The sequence below is a fragment of the Terrimesophilobacter mesophilus genome, assembly GCF_014200375.1.
GTDB lineage: Bacteria > Actinomycetota > Actinomycetes > Actinomycetales > Microbacteriaceae > Terrimesophilobacter > Terrimesophilobacter mesophilus.
The window spans coordinates 1,699,716-1,714,672 of sequence record NZ_JACHBP010000001.1 but is presented as its reverse complement, the minus strand read 5'-3'; the positions used below and the strand labels follow the sequence as shown (position 1 = coordinate 1,714,672).

General features: G+C 65.5%; 12 protein-coding genes. 2 read left to right on the top strand and 10 right to left on the bottom strand.

Annotated elements, in window-relative coordinates:
• From BKA04_RS08550 to BKA04_RS08520, 7 genes are all read right to left on the bottom strand, one after another.
• The gene (locus BKA04_RS08550; RefSeq protein ID WP_104096037.1) at positions 1-1,851 is read right to left on the bottom strand and encodes an ABC transporter ATP-binding protein; all 1,851 of its coding nucleotides are present in this window, start codon (positions 1,849-1,851) and stop codon (positions 1-3) included.
• A 41-nt stretch (positions 1,852-1,892) separates the two neighbouring features.
• Positions 1,893-2,774 (bottom strand): carbohydrate ABC transporter permease, encoded by an 882-nt coding sequence (locus BKA04_RS08545; protein WP_232842012.1) that lies wholly within the window; start codon positions 2,772-2,774, stop codon positions 1,893-1,895.
• Positions 2,771-4,147 carry an ABC transporter permease gene (locus BKA04_RS08540; RefSeq protein ID WP_104096036.1) on the bottom strand — a complete coding sequence of 459 codons (1,377 nt, stop codon included), beginning with the start codon at positions 4,145-4,147 and terminating at the stop codon, positions 2,771-2,773. The genes BKA04_RS08545 and BKA04_RS08540 overlap by 4 nt, the downstream gene beginning before the upstream one ends.
• A gap of 18 nt (positions 4,148-4,165) precedes the next feature.
• Positions 4,166-5,482 (bottom strand): ABC transporter substrate-binding protein, encoded by a 1,317-nt coding sequence (locus BKA04_RS08535; RefSeq protein WP_104096035.1) that lies wholly within the window; start codon positions 5,480-5,482, stop codon positions 4,166-4,168.
• A gap of 312 nt (positions 5,483-5,794) precedes the next feature.
• Positions 5,795-6,775 carry a carbohydrate ABC transporter permease gene (locus tag BKA04_RS08530; RefSeq protein ID WP_104096034.1) on the bottom strand — a complete coding sequence of 327 codons (981 nt, stop codon included), beginning with the start codon at positions 6,773-6,775 and terminating at the stop codon, positions 5,795-5,797.
• Positions 6,772-7,905 carry a carbohydrate ABC transporter permease gene (locus BKA04_RS08525; RefSeq protein WP_104096033.1) on the bottom strand — a complete coding sequence of 378 codons (1,134 nt, stop codon included), beginning with the start codon at positions 7,903-7,905 and terminating at the stop codon, positions 6,772-6,774. Before BKA04_RS08525 ends, BKA04_RS08530 begins: the two co-directional genes overlap by 4 nt.
• A 117-nt stretch (positions 7,906-8,022) precedes the next feature.
• Positions 8,023-9,363, bottom strand: coding sequence for an ABC transporter substrate-binding protein (locus tag BKA04_RS08520; RefSeq protein WP_104096032.1), 1,341 nt, complete (start codon positions 9,361-9,363; stop codon positions 8,023-8,025).
• A 328-nt stretch (positions 9,364-9,691) separates the two neighbouring features.
• Between BKA04_RS08520 and BKA04_RS08515 the strand changes: the two genes are divergently transcribed.
• Together BKA04_RS08515 and BKA04_RS12285 are read left to right on the top strand one after the other, a co-directional pair.
• Positions 9,692-10,756, top strand: coding sequence for a LacI family DNA-binding transcriptional regulator (locus BKA04_RS08515; RefSeq protein ID WP_104096031.1), 1,065 nt, complete (start codon positions 9,692-9,694; stop codon positions 10,754-10,756).
• A 184-nt stretch (positions 10,757-10,940) separates the two neighbouring features.
• Positions 10,941-12,563 carry a helix-turn-helix transcriptional regulator gene (locus tag BKA04_RS12285; protein ID WP_134542275.1) on the top strand — a complete coding sequence of 541 codons (1,623 nt, stop codon included), beginning with the start codon at positions 10,941-10,943 and terminating at the stop codon, positions 12,561-12,563.
• Positions 12,564-12,839: 276 nt separating this feature from the next.
• On the opposite strand, the gene rplL is transcribed toward BKA04_RS12285, so the two are convergent.
• The 3 genes from rplL to BKA04_RS08495 form a co-directional block, all read right to left on the bottom strand.
• Positions 12,840-13,232, bottom strand: a complete 393-nt coding sequence (gene rplL, locus BKA04_RS08505) for a 50S ribosomal protein L7/L12 (protein WP_104096029.1) — start codon at positions 13,230-13,232, stop codon at positions 12,840-12,842.
• Between the two features lie 67 nt (positions 13,233-13,299).
• Entirely contained in the window at positions 13,300-13,809 is a 510-nt protein-coding gene (rplJ, locus tag BKA04_RS08500) for a 50S ribosomal protein L10 (protein WP_104096028.1), read from the bottom strand.
• Positions 13,810-14,027: 218 nt separating this feature from the next.
• Positions 14,028-14,861 carry a hypothetical protein gene (locus tag BKA04_RS08495; RefSeq protein WP_134542274.1) on the bottom strand — a complete coding sequence of 278 codons (834 nt, stop codon included), beginning with the start codon at positions 14,859-14,861 and terminating at the stop codon, positions 14,028-14,030.
• Positions 14,862-14,957: the final 96 nt, after the last annotated feature.

The window sequence follows — 14,957 nt, the reverse complement described above, 5'->3', positions numbered from 1 at the left end:
TCAGTGCACATCCACCTGCTCGCGATACAACCGCGCGTACGCACCACCGGCGGCCATGAGTTCCGCGTGCGTTCCCCGTTCCACGATGCGCCCCGCCTCGAGTACGAAGATGACATCCGCGGCCACGATCGTCGACATGCGGTGCGCGATCGCGATCGTCGTGCGGCCTCTGGATGCGGCATCCAGGGCCTGCTGGACGACGCGCTCGGAGATCGAGTCGAGGGCGCTCGTCGCCTCATCGAGGATGAGCACGGCCGGGTCCTTCAGCAGCACGCGCGCGATCGCGATGCGCTGCTTCTCCCCGCCGCTCAGGCGGTAACCCCGCTCGCCGACGACCGTGTCGTAGCCATCCGGGAACGAGGCGATCGTGTCGTGGATGTTCGCCGCCCGGCATGCCTGCTCCAGTTGCGCCGCCGTGGCATCCGGCCTCGCATAGCGGAGGTTGTCGCCGATCGTCGCGTGGAAGAGGTAGGTCTCCTGGCTCACGATCCCGATGTTCTCGAGCAACGACTCCTGCTGAAGTTCGCGAACGTCGTCGCCGGCGAACCTGACCGTTCCGGATGTCGCGTCGTGGAAGCGGGGGATGAGGTAGGAGATCGTCGTCTTGCCGGCCCCCGACGGCCCGACGAAAGCGGCGAACTGGCCGGGCCGAATCGTGAACGAGACGTCCCTGAGGGTCGGGTTCGCCTCGCCGGATGCGTCCGGATATCCGAACACCACCCGATCGAACTCGACCGTTCCCAGTGTGCCTCCCGCCGGAACCGAACGGGCATCCGGAGCGTCGACGATGGCCGGCTTCAGGTCAAGGTACTCGAAGATGCGGGCGAAGAGCGCACCGGATGTCTGAAGATCGAGTGCGACGCGCATGAGGCCGAGCAGCGGGAACATGAGCCGCGCCTGCACGGTCGTGAACGCGACGATCGTTCCCGCGGTGACCGGCACGTCGCCGAGGATGAGCCACGCGGCGCACAGGTAGATGATGGCCGGGATGATCGCGAGGAAGATCTGCACCATCGCGAAGAACCACTGGCCGCTCATCTGCAGGCGCACCTGCAGGCGCACCTGGTTGTCGTTCTCGCCCTGGTAGCGCGCCACCTCGGCCGGCTGCTGGTTGAAACTCTTCGCCAGCAGGATGCCGGACACCGAGAGCGTCTCCTGCGTGATCGCGGTGAGCTCGCTCAGCGACTCCTGCGTCTTCGTCGCGATGCGTGCCCGCACCTGGCCGACCCGGCGCTGGGCGACGACGAGGATCGGCATGAGGACGAGCGCCACGAACGTGAGCTGCCAGGAGAGCAGAACCATCGCGATGAAGGCGGCGATGACCGTCACGGTGTTGCCGAGCACGCTCGAGACGGTGTTCGTCAGAACGCCGGAGACGCCACCGACATCGTTCTGCAGCCGGGACTGGATGATGCCCGTCTTCGTCCGCGTGAAGAAGGCGAGCTCCATGCGCTGCAGGTGGTCGAAGAGTTTGACGCGCAGCGAGCCCATGACCCTGTTGCCGACCGTGGAGGTGAGCCAGGTCTGCCAGACTCCGAGCGCACCGGACGTGAGATAGATGGCGACCATGAGCGCGACGATGCCGCCCAGCACCGGGAGGTTCGGGCCGCCGGCGGGGAACAGACCGTGGTCGAAGGCCTGCTGGGTGAGCAGCGGTGGCAGGACGGACAGCGCGGCTCCGATGACGACGAGGATGCCCGTCGTGATGAGGGCCGTTCGATGCGGGATGAACAGTTCGGTGATACGTCGGAACAGGCCGTCCACCTTCGGTGCGGCCGCGTTGGCCGCCCGCTGCACATCGACATCCCCGCTGCTGATGCGACTTCTGCCGCCGCCGCGCATTCCGCTCATCCCCTCATTGTGCCTTGTCACCTCCCCGAGGGTTCAGCAGGCTATTTCGTGGAGCCGGCGAGGAGCGCGGAGACGAAGAACCGCTGGAACGCGAAGAACACGATGAGCGGGATGATCATGGACAGGAAGGCGCCCGCCGAGAGGATGTCGATGTTGGCGCCGAACTGCCGCAACTGGCTCTGGATGGCCACCGTCACCGGCTGCGATGTCGCATTCGTGAAGATCAGGGCGACGAGCATGTCGTTCCATGTCCACAGGAACTGGAAGATGCTGAGACTCGCGATGGCCGGCAGGCCGAGGGGCAGGATGATGCGGGCGAAGATCCGCCACTCGCTCGCCCCGTCGATGCGCGCCGCCTCCAGCATCTCCCCCGGGATCTGGGTGAAGAAGTTCCGCAGCAGGAAGATCGCGAACGGCAGCCCGTACGCGGTGTGGAACAGGATGACGCCCAGGATGGATCCGAACAGCCCGATGCTGCCGTACAGCCGGGCGATCGGGATGAGCGAGACCTGAAGCGGCACGGCGAGCAGGACGATCACGACGACGAGCAGCCAGTCCCGCCCGGGGAACCGGATCCACGCGAACGCGTACCCGGCCAGCGACCCGATGACGACCACGAGGATCGTTGCGGGGACCGTGATCTCGATCGTGTTCAGGAACGAGCCCATGAACTGCGAGTTGCCGAGCAGGTTCGTGTAGTTCTCGATCGTGAGCTGTGCCGGTCGGGTGAACACGGTCCACCATCCGCTCTGGCTGTTGTCGGTGCTCGAGCGAAGGGAGGAGAGGAAGAGCCCGATCGTCGGTACGAGCCAGAACACGGCGACGATGATGAGGACGACGTTCATGACGCCCTTGCCGAAGAAGTCGAGGATGCGCCCGGCGACGGAGCGCTTCGCCTTCACGATGCCCAGGTCCACGGTCACTGTTCGCGCTCCATCCGGAATCGCCGGACATTGATGATCATGAACGGCAGGACGAGAATCAGCAGGAAGATGGCCAGGGCGCTTCCGAGACCCTGGTCGTTGCCGCCGCCGAACGAAACCGTCCACAGCTGCACGGCGATGACCGTGGCATCCGGCAGCGAGGAACCGGGCGGGATGACATAGACGAGGTCGAAGATCTTGAGCACGTTGATGATGAGGGTGATGAACACGACGATGAGCACGGGGGACAGCAGCGGAGCCGTGATGCGCCGGAACACCTGCCACTCGTTCGCGCCGTCGATGCGGGCCGCCTCCTGCAGGGAGATGTCCATGGCCGAGAGGCCGGAGGCGATCATGACCATCGAGAATCCCGCCCAGATCCACACGTAGGCGAGGATGATGACCGCCGTCACGAGCGTCGGGCCGAGCCAGGAGACCCCGGAGTATGCCGCGGCGAAGTTCGTTGCCGGCAGCCCCACCCGGTAGCTGCCGCTCGCGAGGCCCGTGATGTCGTACGTGCCGTCGTTCGCGGTGGTGGCGGATGCGACGACCGCTCCCGACGCGTCGATCGCGTCGACGGTGACGCCGGGCAGGCCCTTCTTGCCGTCGCCGACCTGGCCGTTCGTCCCGCCGCCGCCCTTCACGAAATCGAGCCACACCGTGCCGGAGATGTCGGTCGGCTTCGCGGTGGGAGCCTCCACGGCATCCGTCGCGCCGGCCGGCAGCGTCGAGCCGAGGATGCCGACGAGCGGGAAGTTCTGGCTGCCGCCGGTGGGCACCGACGTGCTCGACCGGATCGATCCTCCGGTGCCTTCCAGTCCCGAATCGTCGCGTGGCCGGGCGCCCGGGTAGGCCGAGCCGCCCGAGAAGGCGCTGTGCACCGAGACGAGGCCCGCGTTGACGGCGCCCAGATCCGGATTCTCCTGGAACAGGGTGCGGAAGATGACGCCGGAGGCGACCATCGAGATCGCCATCGGCATGAAGATGATGAGCTTGAACGCCGTCGCCCAGCGGATGCGGTTCATGAGCACCGCGAAGATCAGCCCGAGGACGGTGCAGGTGATGGGCGCAACGATCACCCAGATGACGTTGTTGCGGATGGCGACGAACGTCGCGGGGTCGGTGAACATCGTGGCGTAGTTCGCACCCCCGACGAAGTTGTCCCCGCTCGCATCGAACAGCGAGCGCCACACCGAATAGACCACCGGATATCCGATGAGAACACCCAGCAGGAACAGCGCGGGCGCGAGGAAGATGATCGCCGTCAGGAGCGATCGTCGGGCGCGGGAGCGGGAGGGCCGGTTGCTGCCTGAAGCAGCAACCGTGACCCCTCCCCGCTTCGGTGCCCTGGCCGGCACCGTTGCTGTGGACACGATGTCCGAACCCGTCGGCTACTTGTAGTCAGCCGTGGCGGCAGCCTCCAGCGCTTTCGCGGTGCCCTGGATGTCGGTCGGGTTGGAGTAGAAGTCCAACAGGATCTTCCACTCGCCCGAACCCGCAGTGCCTCCGAACGCACTCGGTGCCTGGTCGGACATGTCGAAACGGAACGTCTTCGCGTTGACGAGCGCTGCGGCGATCTGCTGCGAGGTGTCATCCGGGTACGCCGACATGTCGACGCCGTTGTTCGGCGACGTGAATCCGCCGAGCTTCACCCAGATCGTGGCCGCCTCAGGGCTCGCCAGGTAGGCCATGAGCGCCGCGGCGCCCTTGTTGTCCTTCAGCTGGACGGCAGCGTTACCGCCGCCGACCACCGCCGGCCCTGAGCCATTGATCGAAGGGAAGTCGAAGAACTTCGCATCCGTTCCGATGACCGACTTGGTCTGCGAGGTGATGTTGCCGGCCACGAAGTCCCCCTCGTAGACGGTGCCCGCCTTCGGCGGGTTGCCGAACACCTCGGTGACGGAATCGCCGAACGTCCGCTGCGCTCCACCCGGCTCGATGAGTGCCTTGTTGCTCCACAGCTTCGACAGGATGGTGAGCGCGTCGATCACGGACGGATCGGTCCACGGGATCGTGTGCTGGGTGAGCTGGTCGTACTTCTCCGGACCCGCCGTCCTGAGGTACACGTTCTCGAACCAGTCGGTCAGCGGCCAGCCGACATCCGCCCCGATGGACAGGCCGGGAACGCCGGAGTCGGAGACCTTCTGCAGAGCGGCGACGAAGTCATCCCAGGTCTTGGGGACTGTCGCACCCGCGTTGTCGTAGACCTTCGTGTTGTACCAGACGGTGGACTTGTTCGAGCCCTTGAACCACACGCCGTAGGTCTTGCCGTCGACCGAACCGAGGTCCACCCAGTCCTGCGAGTAGTACTTCTTGACCGTGGCGAGCGTGTCTGCGGAGAGCGGGATGAGGCTTCCGGCCTTCGCGAGGGATGTCAGAAGCCCCGGCTGCGGGATGACCGCGACATCCGGCGGGTCCCCTCCGGCGATCTTCGTGTTCAGGGTCGTCGCAACGTTGCTTCCGTAGCTGGTGTAGTTGACCTTCGCCCCGGTGTCGCTCTCGAACTGTGCGAGGACCTTCTCGAAGTTCGCCTGCTCCGCTCCCGACCAGTCGGCTGCGACGTTGAGAGTGACCCCGGAGAGGTCCGCTTTCGGCGGCGACGATGTCCCGGGCGTCGCGCCGCCTGAACTACAGCCGGCGAGCGTCACTCCGGCGACGACGGCCACGGCGAGCGCGGCAAGGGATCTATGTTGACTTGGCAACCGCATGTCTCCTCCTTCTAGGGAGTCGAATCACACGGGCGGGAGAGTCCCGTCCTTCGCCGGTTGGTGTCTCGGGCGCTGTGGTGTCTCGTCGCTGTGGCAGACAATCGGTTGGTGATAGTGGGCACAACGTTAGGCTTGCTAAGTTATTCGCTCAAGCCGAGCGGCCGGACTTTCAGGTACTCATAGGTCGCTCTCAGCCCGCTTTGAGCATCCGTCGAGAGCCGACACAAGTTCTGCATGGAAAAGACCGGACCCGGCGAGAACGCACCCTTACCACGCACGGTTCAGACGGTTTCGCCGGGTCCGGTCGGCTTGTTACCCCTTCGTCGAACCCGCGAGCAATCCGCGCACGAAGTAGCGCTGGAGGGCGAAGAACACGACGAGCGGGATGACGATGGCGATGAACGCCCCGGCCGTGAGCAGGTGCCATTCCTGGCCGTACTTACCGGTGACCTCCGCCAGGAGCTTCGTGATCGGGGCGACGGTGCCGTCGGCGAACACGAGTGCGACGAGCAGGTCGTTCCACACCCACAGGAATTGGAAGATGCCGAAGGCGGCGATCGCCGGCATCGTGAGCGGAAGGATGATCCGGAAGAAGATCTGCCCGTGGCCGGCCCCATCCACCCGCGCCGCCTCGATCAGCTCGCGCGGAATCTCCGAGACAAAGTTGTGGAGCAGGAAGATCGCGAGCGGCAGGGCGAAGATGGTGTGCGCGATCCACACCTGCGAGTAGGACGTGCCCTGGTTCAGGCCGCTGAACAACTGGACTCCGCCGATCGTGATTCCGCGCGAGAACAGGCTGAGCAACGGCACGAGTGCCATCTGCAGCGGAACGATCTGGAGCGCGAACACCCCGATGAAGACCCAGTCCTTGCCCTTGAAGTCGATCCACGCGAACGCATAGGCGGCGAGGGATGCGATGACGAGCGGGATGACCGTCGCCGGCAGCGTGATGGCGATCGAGTTCAGGAATGCTTCGCTCATCGTGAGCTGGGTGTTGCCCGCTGCGAGTACCTGCACGTAGTTGTCGAACGTGAACCCCCAGTTGGAGAAGATCGTCCACCAGCCGGTGGTGGCGACCTCCTTGGCCGGGCGCAGGGACGAGATCAGAAGCCCGAGCGTCGGCGTCGTCCACAGGATCGCGATGATGAGTGCGGCGATCGTCGCGGATCTGCTCGTCAGACGCCGCTTGGTGCGCCTGGCCGCAGTCGACCCTTCGATCTTCGCCTCCCCACGGGCGAGTTGCTTCTCGGTCGACCGGTCGATGGGCAGGTCGATGGGGGTGACGGCGCTCATCGGATCTCCCTCTGCTTCTTGATCTGTCTCGCGTTGTAGATGATGATCGGCATCACGAGCAGGAACAGCACGACGGCGAACGCCGCGCTCCGCCCGGTTTCGAAGCCCTTCCACTGCGTGTACATCTCGTTTGCGATGACGCTCGTCTCATTCGTTCCCGCCGTCATCGTCCGCACGATGTCGAAGACCTTGAGCGACGCGATGGAGATCGTGGTGAGGACGACGATGAGCGAACTGCGGATGCCCGGAACCGTCACGTTCATGAATCGCTGCCAGGCGTTCGTTCCGTCGAGTTCTGCGGCCTCGAGCTGCTCGGCGGGCACGCCCTTGATCGCCGCGGAGAGGATGACCATCGCGAATCCGGTCTGGATCCAGATGAGGACGACGATGAGGAAGAACGTGTTCCACGGCGAGTTCTGCAGCCAGTACACCGGCTCCCCTCCGAACCAGACCACGATCTGGTTGAGCAGGCCGATCTGCTCCTGGCCGACAGGTTTCGCGTCGTAGACGAACTTCCAGATGATGCTCGCACCGACGAACGAGATGGCCATGGGCATGAAGACGAGCGCCTTGAAGATCTTCTCCCCGCGCGACTTGTCGATGAACGCCGCGTAGGCGAGGCCGAAGATGGTGGAGAGCGTCGGGACGATGAGGACCCAGACGATCGTGTTGACGACGACGCGGATGCCGTACGGCTGGGTGAAGATCCAGATGAAGTTGTCCAACCCGACGAAGTTCCTGCTCCGGTTGTCCTGGAACGCCTGGATCGTCGTCCCGATCGTCGGGTAGATGAGGCCGATGGCGAGGAGGATGACCGCCGGTGCCAGGAATCCGACCAGCTGGAACAGGTATCCGGCACCCTGTCTGGATCGGTAGTCCAGAAGGAAGAAGAGGCCGCCGAGCACGGCTGCGATGAGTGCGGCCCAGATGACGGAACCGAGAATGAGCATCGCGATGAGGGGAACGAGCACGCAGACCGCGAGCCGGACCGCCGTGTAGCGCCTTCCGGTGCGGGGTGCGATCTCGATGAAGAACAGGAGAAGCCCGATGACCGCGAGGAACGCTGCGATGACGAGAATGATCTGCAACCAGGCGGGCAGCGTTGCGATCCAGCCGAGGAACTGTGACATGGGCAACCTTTCGAGTGCGTCGTCGGACTCTATGGGGTGTTCCGCGAGCGTACCAGTGGCCCGCGACGGGGGAACAGTGGGGCCGACGTCTCCGTCGGCCCCACCGTCAACCGGTTACTAGCTGGATGGCCACGATCCGTCGATGGTGGTGAGAACCTCATCCACCGACTTTCCGTTGATCCAGTCGACCATTCCGGTCCAGAACGAACCCGCGCCGACAACCCCCGGCATGAGGTCGGAGGCGTCGAAGCGGAACGTCGTCTTCGGGTCCTGAAGGATCTTGATGGCCTCCGACAGGATCGGGCTCGACGCGTTGGCCGGGTCAAGGCCGTTGTTCGCGCTGATGACGCCGCCGAGCTTCACCCGGCTGTTCGCCCACTCCGGGCTCGACAGGTACTGCTGCACCTTGATCGTGTCGGCGTCGTTGGAGAACGCCGCGACGATCTCGCCACCACCGGTCACCGCGTTGCCGCCGGCCTCGACGGACGGGGTCATGAAGGCCCAGATGTCCTTGTCGGGACCGACCGTGGCGTTGCCGTTCTTCGGGTCCGTGAGGAACCCGTCGAAGAACGATGCCTGGTGGGTGAGCGAGCAGGTTCCGTTGCCCATGGCGCGGGCGACATCGCCGAACGGCGTCGCGTTGATCGACTTGACGTCACCGAATCCGGCGTTCACGTAGTCCGGGTTCAGCAGGATCTTGCCCAGTGAGTCGAACGCGGCCTTGATCGCAGGGTCGGAGAACTTCACGTCGTGGCTGACCCACTTGTCGTAGGTCTCCGGGCCGGCCTGGCGAAGCACGAGGTCTTCGATCCAGTCGGTGCCCGGCCATCCGGTGGCGGCGTCGGAACCGAATCCGGCGCACCACGGCGCAGTGCCGAGCTTGTCGCGCATCTTCTGCGTGAGGTCGAGGAGCTCCTGCCACGTCGTCGGAACGGTCCAACCGTTGTCGGCGAACTGCTTCGGCGAGTACCAGATGAAGCCCTTGACGCTCGCCATGAGCGGTGCGCCGTACAGGACGCCGTCGGTGGTGCCGTAGTTGGCCCAGTCCTTCGACCAGTACTTCTCGACGTTGGCCTTGACCTCGTCGGGGGCCGGCTGGATGAGGTCGCGCGAGGCGAGGTCGCCCAGAAGTCCCGGCTGCGGGAAGATCGCGATGTCCGGAGCGTTTCCGCCCTGGGCCCGGATGCTGATCTGGGTCTCGAACTCCTTGCTCGCTTCGTACTTGATCTCGATGTTGTTGGCCTTCTCCCAGTCCGCCCAGGACTGCTGGAGAAGTTCGGCTTCGGTGTCGGAGATGGTGCCGTAGATGGTGACGACGCCATCCGCCTTTCCGGCATCGCCGGGGCCGTGGGTATCCCCGCCGCCCGGGCCGCCGGCGGAGCAGCCGACCAGGGCCAGGCTCGATACCGCCAGTACCGCCAGTGGAGCCGTGAGCCGTCTGTGCAAGGTGGAACTCATGTACTTCCCTCCTCAGTGAGGTCATCCCGTCGGGTGAAGTATGAGGACCCGCGGGTTCAGTGGTGTGCGGTCGTGCCCCCTGACGGCCAATCGTGCCCTCCGTCGGGAACCGGTTCCATGTCACAAGGTACGGCACATAGCGAACGCACTGCAAGCGCAAAACTGGGCCGGACTGCTAACGTTTCGGTCACACCAGCCGGTTTGTCGCCAGCGGACGCGGTTGCTTCTTCGCACCGGCCATCGAAATGAGAGCGCTCCAGTGTGGAACCGGTTCCATATCGTCGGCAATCTGGATATGCTGTGCACCGAGCCCCAGAGGAGGTGCCGTGTGAGCGCAATCGGAGACGTCGCGCGCCTCGCCGGTGTCTCGAAATCGACGGCGAGCCGAGCGCTCAGCGGACGCGGATATGTCTCGGATGCGACCCGTGAGCGCGTCGTCCAGGCGGCAGCGGATCTCGGATTCGTCGTGTCGTCGAACGCTGCAAGCCTCGTCACGGGGCAGACGAGGAACGTCGGCGTCGTCATCCCGTTCATCAACCGCTGGTTCTTCGCCGAGGTGCTCGACGGGATCGAATCCGCCCTCATCAGTTCCGGATACGACCTCACGCTGTATCGCCTGAGCCCGGATGCGGAACAGCGTCGGCGGGTCTTCGACTACTTCCTCGTGCGCAAGCGCGTCGACGCGGTCATCGCGATCGGCATCGAGCTGACGGCCCGGGAGGTCGACCAGCTCCGCTCGCTCGGAAAGCCCATCGTGGGCCTCGGCGGCCCCATCGAGGGCATCCCCACTGTCAACATCGACGACGTCGACGTGGCGCGGATGGCGACGGAGCTGCTCATCAACCTCGGGCACCGGAAGATCATGCACCTGGGTGGCGACCTCGACGAGCAGATGGATTTCCGGGTCCACGCGCAACGGCTCTCCGGGTTCCGGCTCGCGATGTCCGCCGCCGGGCTCGACTCGGACGACAACTTCCGGGCAGTGCCCTTCGACATCCCCGGCGGATACGAAGGGGCGCTCAAGGTTCTCGCCGATCCGCGGCAGCGACCGACGGCCATCGTCGCGGGCTGCGACGAGGTCGCGGTCGGGGTCATCGTCGCGGCGCGGCAACTCGGCATCCAGATTCCGTCGCAGCTGTCCGTCGTCGGCATCGACGGCCACTCGCTCGCTCCCATGTTCGGGCTCACGACGTTCGAACAGTACCCGTCGCGCCAGGGCTCGACCGCGGCATCCATCATCCTCGAGACGCTCGCGGGAACCGACCAGGGCGAGGCTCCCAGGGAACTGCGCAGGACCATGCCGGTCTCCCTGGCGGTGCGCGGCAGCACCACAGCCCCGGCATCGGAGGATCGGGGTACAAAGTCACGACGTGCCTCACGGGAAAGGCCGTAGATCAGGCAAAGGTTTGTCCGCATTTTGGTGGACACGGTGGTCTCGGGCAACTAGTCTCAAGGTCAGGGTCATTGCGCGATGGCGCATGCCTGCGATCGGAATCTCACCTGTGCCCTCGGCCCGTGAATCGGGAACACCCAGGGGGAACGCCGGGCGATCACCGAGCGCACCGGAGTGAGCAGAAGTGAGCGTCGGGGGTCCAGTGCAGCACACGAAGTCGTTCGAGGCGGCAGCGGTCGAGGTCGCCGCCGCACTCACCGCGGGCGACATCCCCGGCGCGGTGGAGGTCGTGTCCTCCGGATGGCGGATGTGGGCGCCCCTGGACGGTGCAGCGCTCAGGTCGGTGATCGAAAGCCTTCCCGCGGAGTCCTGGGCTTCGGATCCGAGAATTCTCACGGCCATGGGCGCGAGCTTTCGGTCGATCGGCTCCCCCAGCCGGTCGGCCGCCCTTCCATACTTCCGCACGGCGGATGCGCTTGTAGCGGCATCCGGCACGACAACCGTCGACACCGTCGCGGAGCTGCGGATCCAGCACGCGGCGGCCCTGCGGTCTCTGGGGAGGTTCGCCGAAGCCATCGAATCGCTCGAATCGGCGTGGGCGCTCCTGGAGGACGACCTCACCCTCGCGCCGCAGACGCGCGTCGCGAGCCAGGCCAGTGCGGCGCTGCAACAGGGAATGGTTGCCATCCACGGGGGCGACTACGATCTCGCCCACGATCGACTCCGGCTCTGCCTGGGGCTCGGCGTCGGCATCCTCGCCTTACCCGAAGTCGTCGAGTGCCTGTCTGCGCTCGCCTTCGTCTCCTACACCCGCGGTGAATTCCCGGAGGCTGAGCGCTATCTCGCCCGCGTGGCGGATGTGGCGCCCGAGGAGGTCATCGACAGCCAGTTCGGCGTACTCGGTTCGATCGCCGAGTTGCTCATCGCCGTGGAGCGCAACCACGTCACCGCGGCGAATGTGGTCGCGAGGAGGGTCGCCGCGGTCGCTGAGCGCACCGATTGGGGACCGCTTGCCCACTACGCCGTGGCATCGATCGCCATCATCGACGGCGGTCACGTCCAGGGGCTCGATCATCTCGAGATGGCACTCCGGCTGAGCCGCGGATGGACGGGCCGCGTCGTGGTGCGCACCCTGTGCGATGGCATGCGCGGCACTCTGCTCATGCATCTCGGTGAGCTGGACGAGGCAGTCGCCGTCATCGAACGAGTCGAACCGACCCAGAACCACGCCAACTGCCCCGCCCGCTTCATCGCCGGCATCCGGTTCAAGGCGGGAGACAGCGTCGGCTGCCTCTCCGCGCTTCGCGACTGCGAGAGCCTGCGCGAGCACCACTCGCCGCGCACGCTCATCGATGTCCTGCTGCTGACCGCTGCCGCCCACTACGACCTGGGCAATCCGATCGCCGCCGATGTCGCCACGGACCGGGCGCTCCTGCTCGTCGCCCGCACGCAGATCCGTACACCGTTCACGCTCGTGCCCGGGCCGACGATGCAGCGGATGCTCGCGCGAGCCGAGGATCGACCCCAGCCGCCCGTCGTGCACTCGATACTCGCCGACCTTCGTGCAGGACTCGGCGGCGTGCCGTATCGACCGACGGAGTCCCTGAGCGAGCGCGAGAAGGACATCGCCCAGCACCTGCACCTCGACAAGACGCTCGGGGAGATCGCTGCGGAGTTGTACATCTCGACGAACACCGTCAAAACCCACGTGCGAAGCATCTACCGGAAACTGGAAGCCAGCAACCGCAAGGAGGCCGTCCGCCGCACACGCGAGCTCGGTCTCACGGGCAAGATCACCCCGGCTTAACCCGCTCTCACCACCCCCTGGGGTGGCGCGCTGTGCTTGAATCGGTAGTTGCCCCCTTACCCATGGTCCCGGGATGTCATACCGTCGTATGTCCCGGAATTGACAGTCGGGCTTCTCGTCCCTGATCCCGAGTTTCCCGGCTGAGACGGTATAGGCGCGGAGCGCTCCTCGTGGTTACGGGGCGCTCCGCGTCGCTCCCCGAAGAGCACATGCGACGGCGCCGCCCCGATATCGGGACGGCGCCGTCGATCGTGTCGGGCAGGAGCCCGCCCGCGACTACTTGAGCGTGACGGTTGCGCCGGCCTCTTCGAGCTGGGCCTTCGCCTTGTCCGCGTTCTCCTTGTTGGCACCCTCGAGCACGGTGCTCGGTGCGCCATCGACGAGCGCCTTGGCCTCGCCGAGGCCGAGGCTCGTGAGCGCGCGGACCTCCTTGATGACCTGGATCTTCTTGTCGCCGGCGGCCTCGAGAACGACGTCGAACGAGTCCTTCTCCTCGACCTCTTCCGCACCGGCACCCGCGCCACCGGCGGCGGGAGCAGCAGCGGCCGCAACCGGCGCAGCGGCGGTGACCTCGAAGGTCTCCTCGAACTTCTTCACGAACTCGCTGAGCTCGATGAGCGTGAGCTCCTTGAATGCGTCGAGCAGCTGGTCTGTGGTCAGCTTTGCCATGATTTTCTCCTTCTGTTCACGTTGTGGTTCTGATCCGCCGAGCCTGCCCGGCGGAGGTTGTCTCGACTCAGGCGTCCTGCTTCGCGCGCAACGCGTCGACCGTGCGAACGGCCTTCGACAGCGGTGCGTTGAACAGGTACGCCGCTCCGAACAGCGACTGCTTGAAGGCGCCGGCCAGCTTGGCCAGCAGCACCTCCCGGCTTTCGAGATCGGCGAGCTTGGTGACCTCTGCTGCACTCAGGGCGTTACCGTCGAAGTAACCACCCTTGATGACGAGCAGTGGGTTGGCCTTGGCGAAGTCACGAAGAGCCTTGGCGACGGTGACGGTGTCCCCGTGCACGAAGGCGATGGCGGACGGGCCGGCGAGTTCGTCGTCAAACGAACTGATGCCGGCGGCATTCGCCGCAATCTTGGTCAGCGTGTTCTTCACCACGGCGTATGTTGCGTGCTCACCCATGGATACGCGCAGCTGCTTGAGCTGAGCGACGGTGAGACCGCGATACTCGGTGAGCAGGGCGGCGTTCGAGTTCCGGAACAGATCCGTGAGCTCGGCGACCGCTGCTTCCTTGTTCGCCATGGCACTCCTCATTTGTTGGTGACCACTGGGCGAGGAGGCAAAAGAAAAAGCTCCGGCGCACGCGCACGGAGCAGGAATTCCGAGATTCGGAGGACTACTTCACACACCTGCGCGGGCGTTCGCTTTCACGATCCTTCGCAGCGTGCCGTTACGGGCACGCCGAACCAGCGGTCTTTGGCTCCGACAAGACTACGTGATCGGATGTTCGCCGCGCAAACTCAGCTGCCGGATGCGGCATCCGGATCGCCGGCGGCCCCTGCGTCATCGCCCTCGGCATCCTCACCGAATTCGTCTTCGCCCTCGTTGTCCCGGGCACGCGGAGTCCGCTTGCGGATCGGGAGGAGTACGAACACCGCGACACCGAGGATGACGATTCCCAGCACGAGCGCTGCGATGGCGACTCCGGATGGTCCTCGTGTCACCTCGGAGGTCGGATTGGCGATGATCTGCTGGTATGCCTCCGGTGTCGTGGGGGAGCTCACGGTGGAGGTGCCCCGGACGAGAGGTATGAGCGAATCCTCCGACAGGGCGAACCAGGCGTTTCTGGGCGGATCGTGAACGAGGATCGATCCCCTGGGCGCCGCGGCGACCTTCTGGGCCAGTGCCGCCGAATCGAAGGAGGCGAGTTCCGGCTGGTCATCCGCCGGGTTGATCCAGACCGTGGCGAGCCCGATCAGGTCGCCGCGAAGGCTCACCGGTGCAACCCAGTTGTTCGTGAGGCGCGTGGGGTCGCTGGACGGATGCCCGGCGAGGAAGTCCGGAGTCCATTCCATGACGCGTGAGATGGGACCGACCAGGGTGGTCGCATCGAAATCGATCCCCGTCGTCACCCCGTTTCCGGAGCCGTAGAGGTCGATGAGCCTCGGGATGAGGCCGTCCGCGAAGTATGCCGCAACCGGCTGCGGCGTCACGGGCGGTTTCGTCGCGCTCGGCTGCACTCCGGAGGCGTGGACGACGGGAGGCTGGACGGCGCTCGCCGCCGTGCCGGTCAGGAGACTGAGCACGGTGGCGGCAGACACGGCCAGCGTGCTCACCAGCATCGGCACTCTCACGTCGGGTCCTTCGAGTCTCGGGGGTTCCCCCAAGTCTGTCACCTCAACGGCGACGACCGTGCGAAGACAGCGGGCGCGTACGGCGCGTGGCACGCC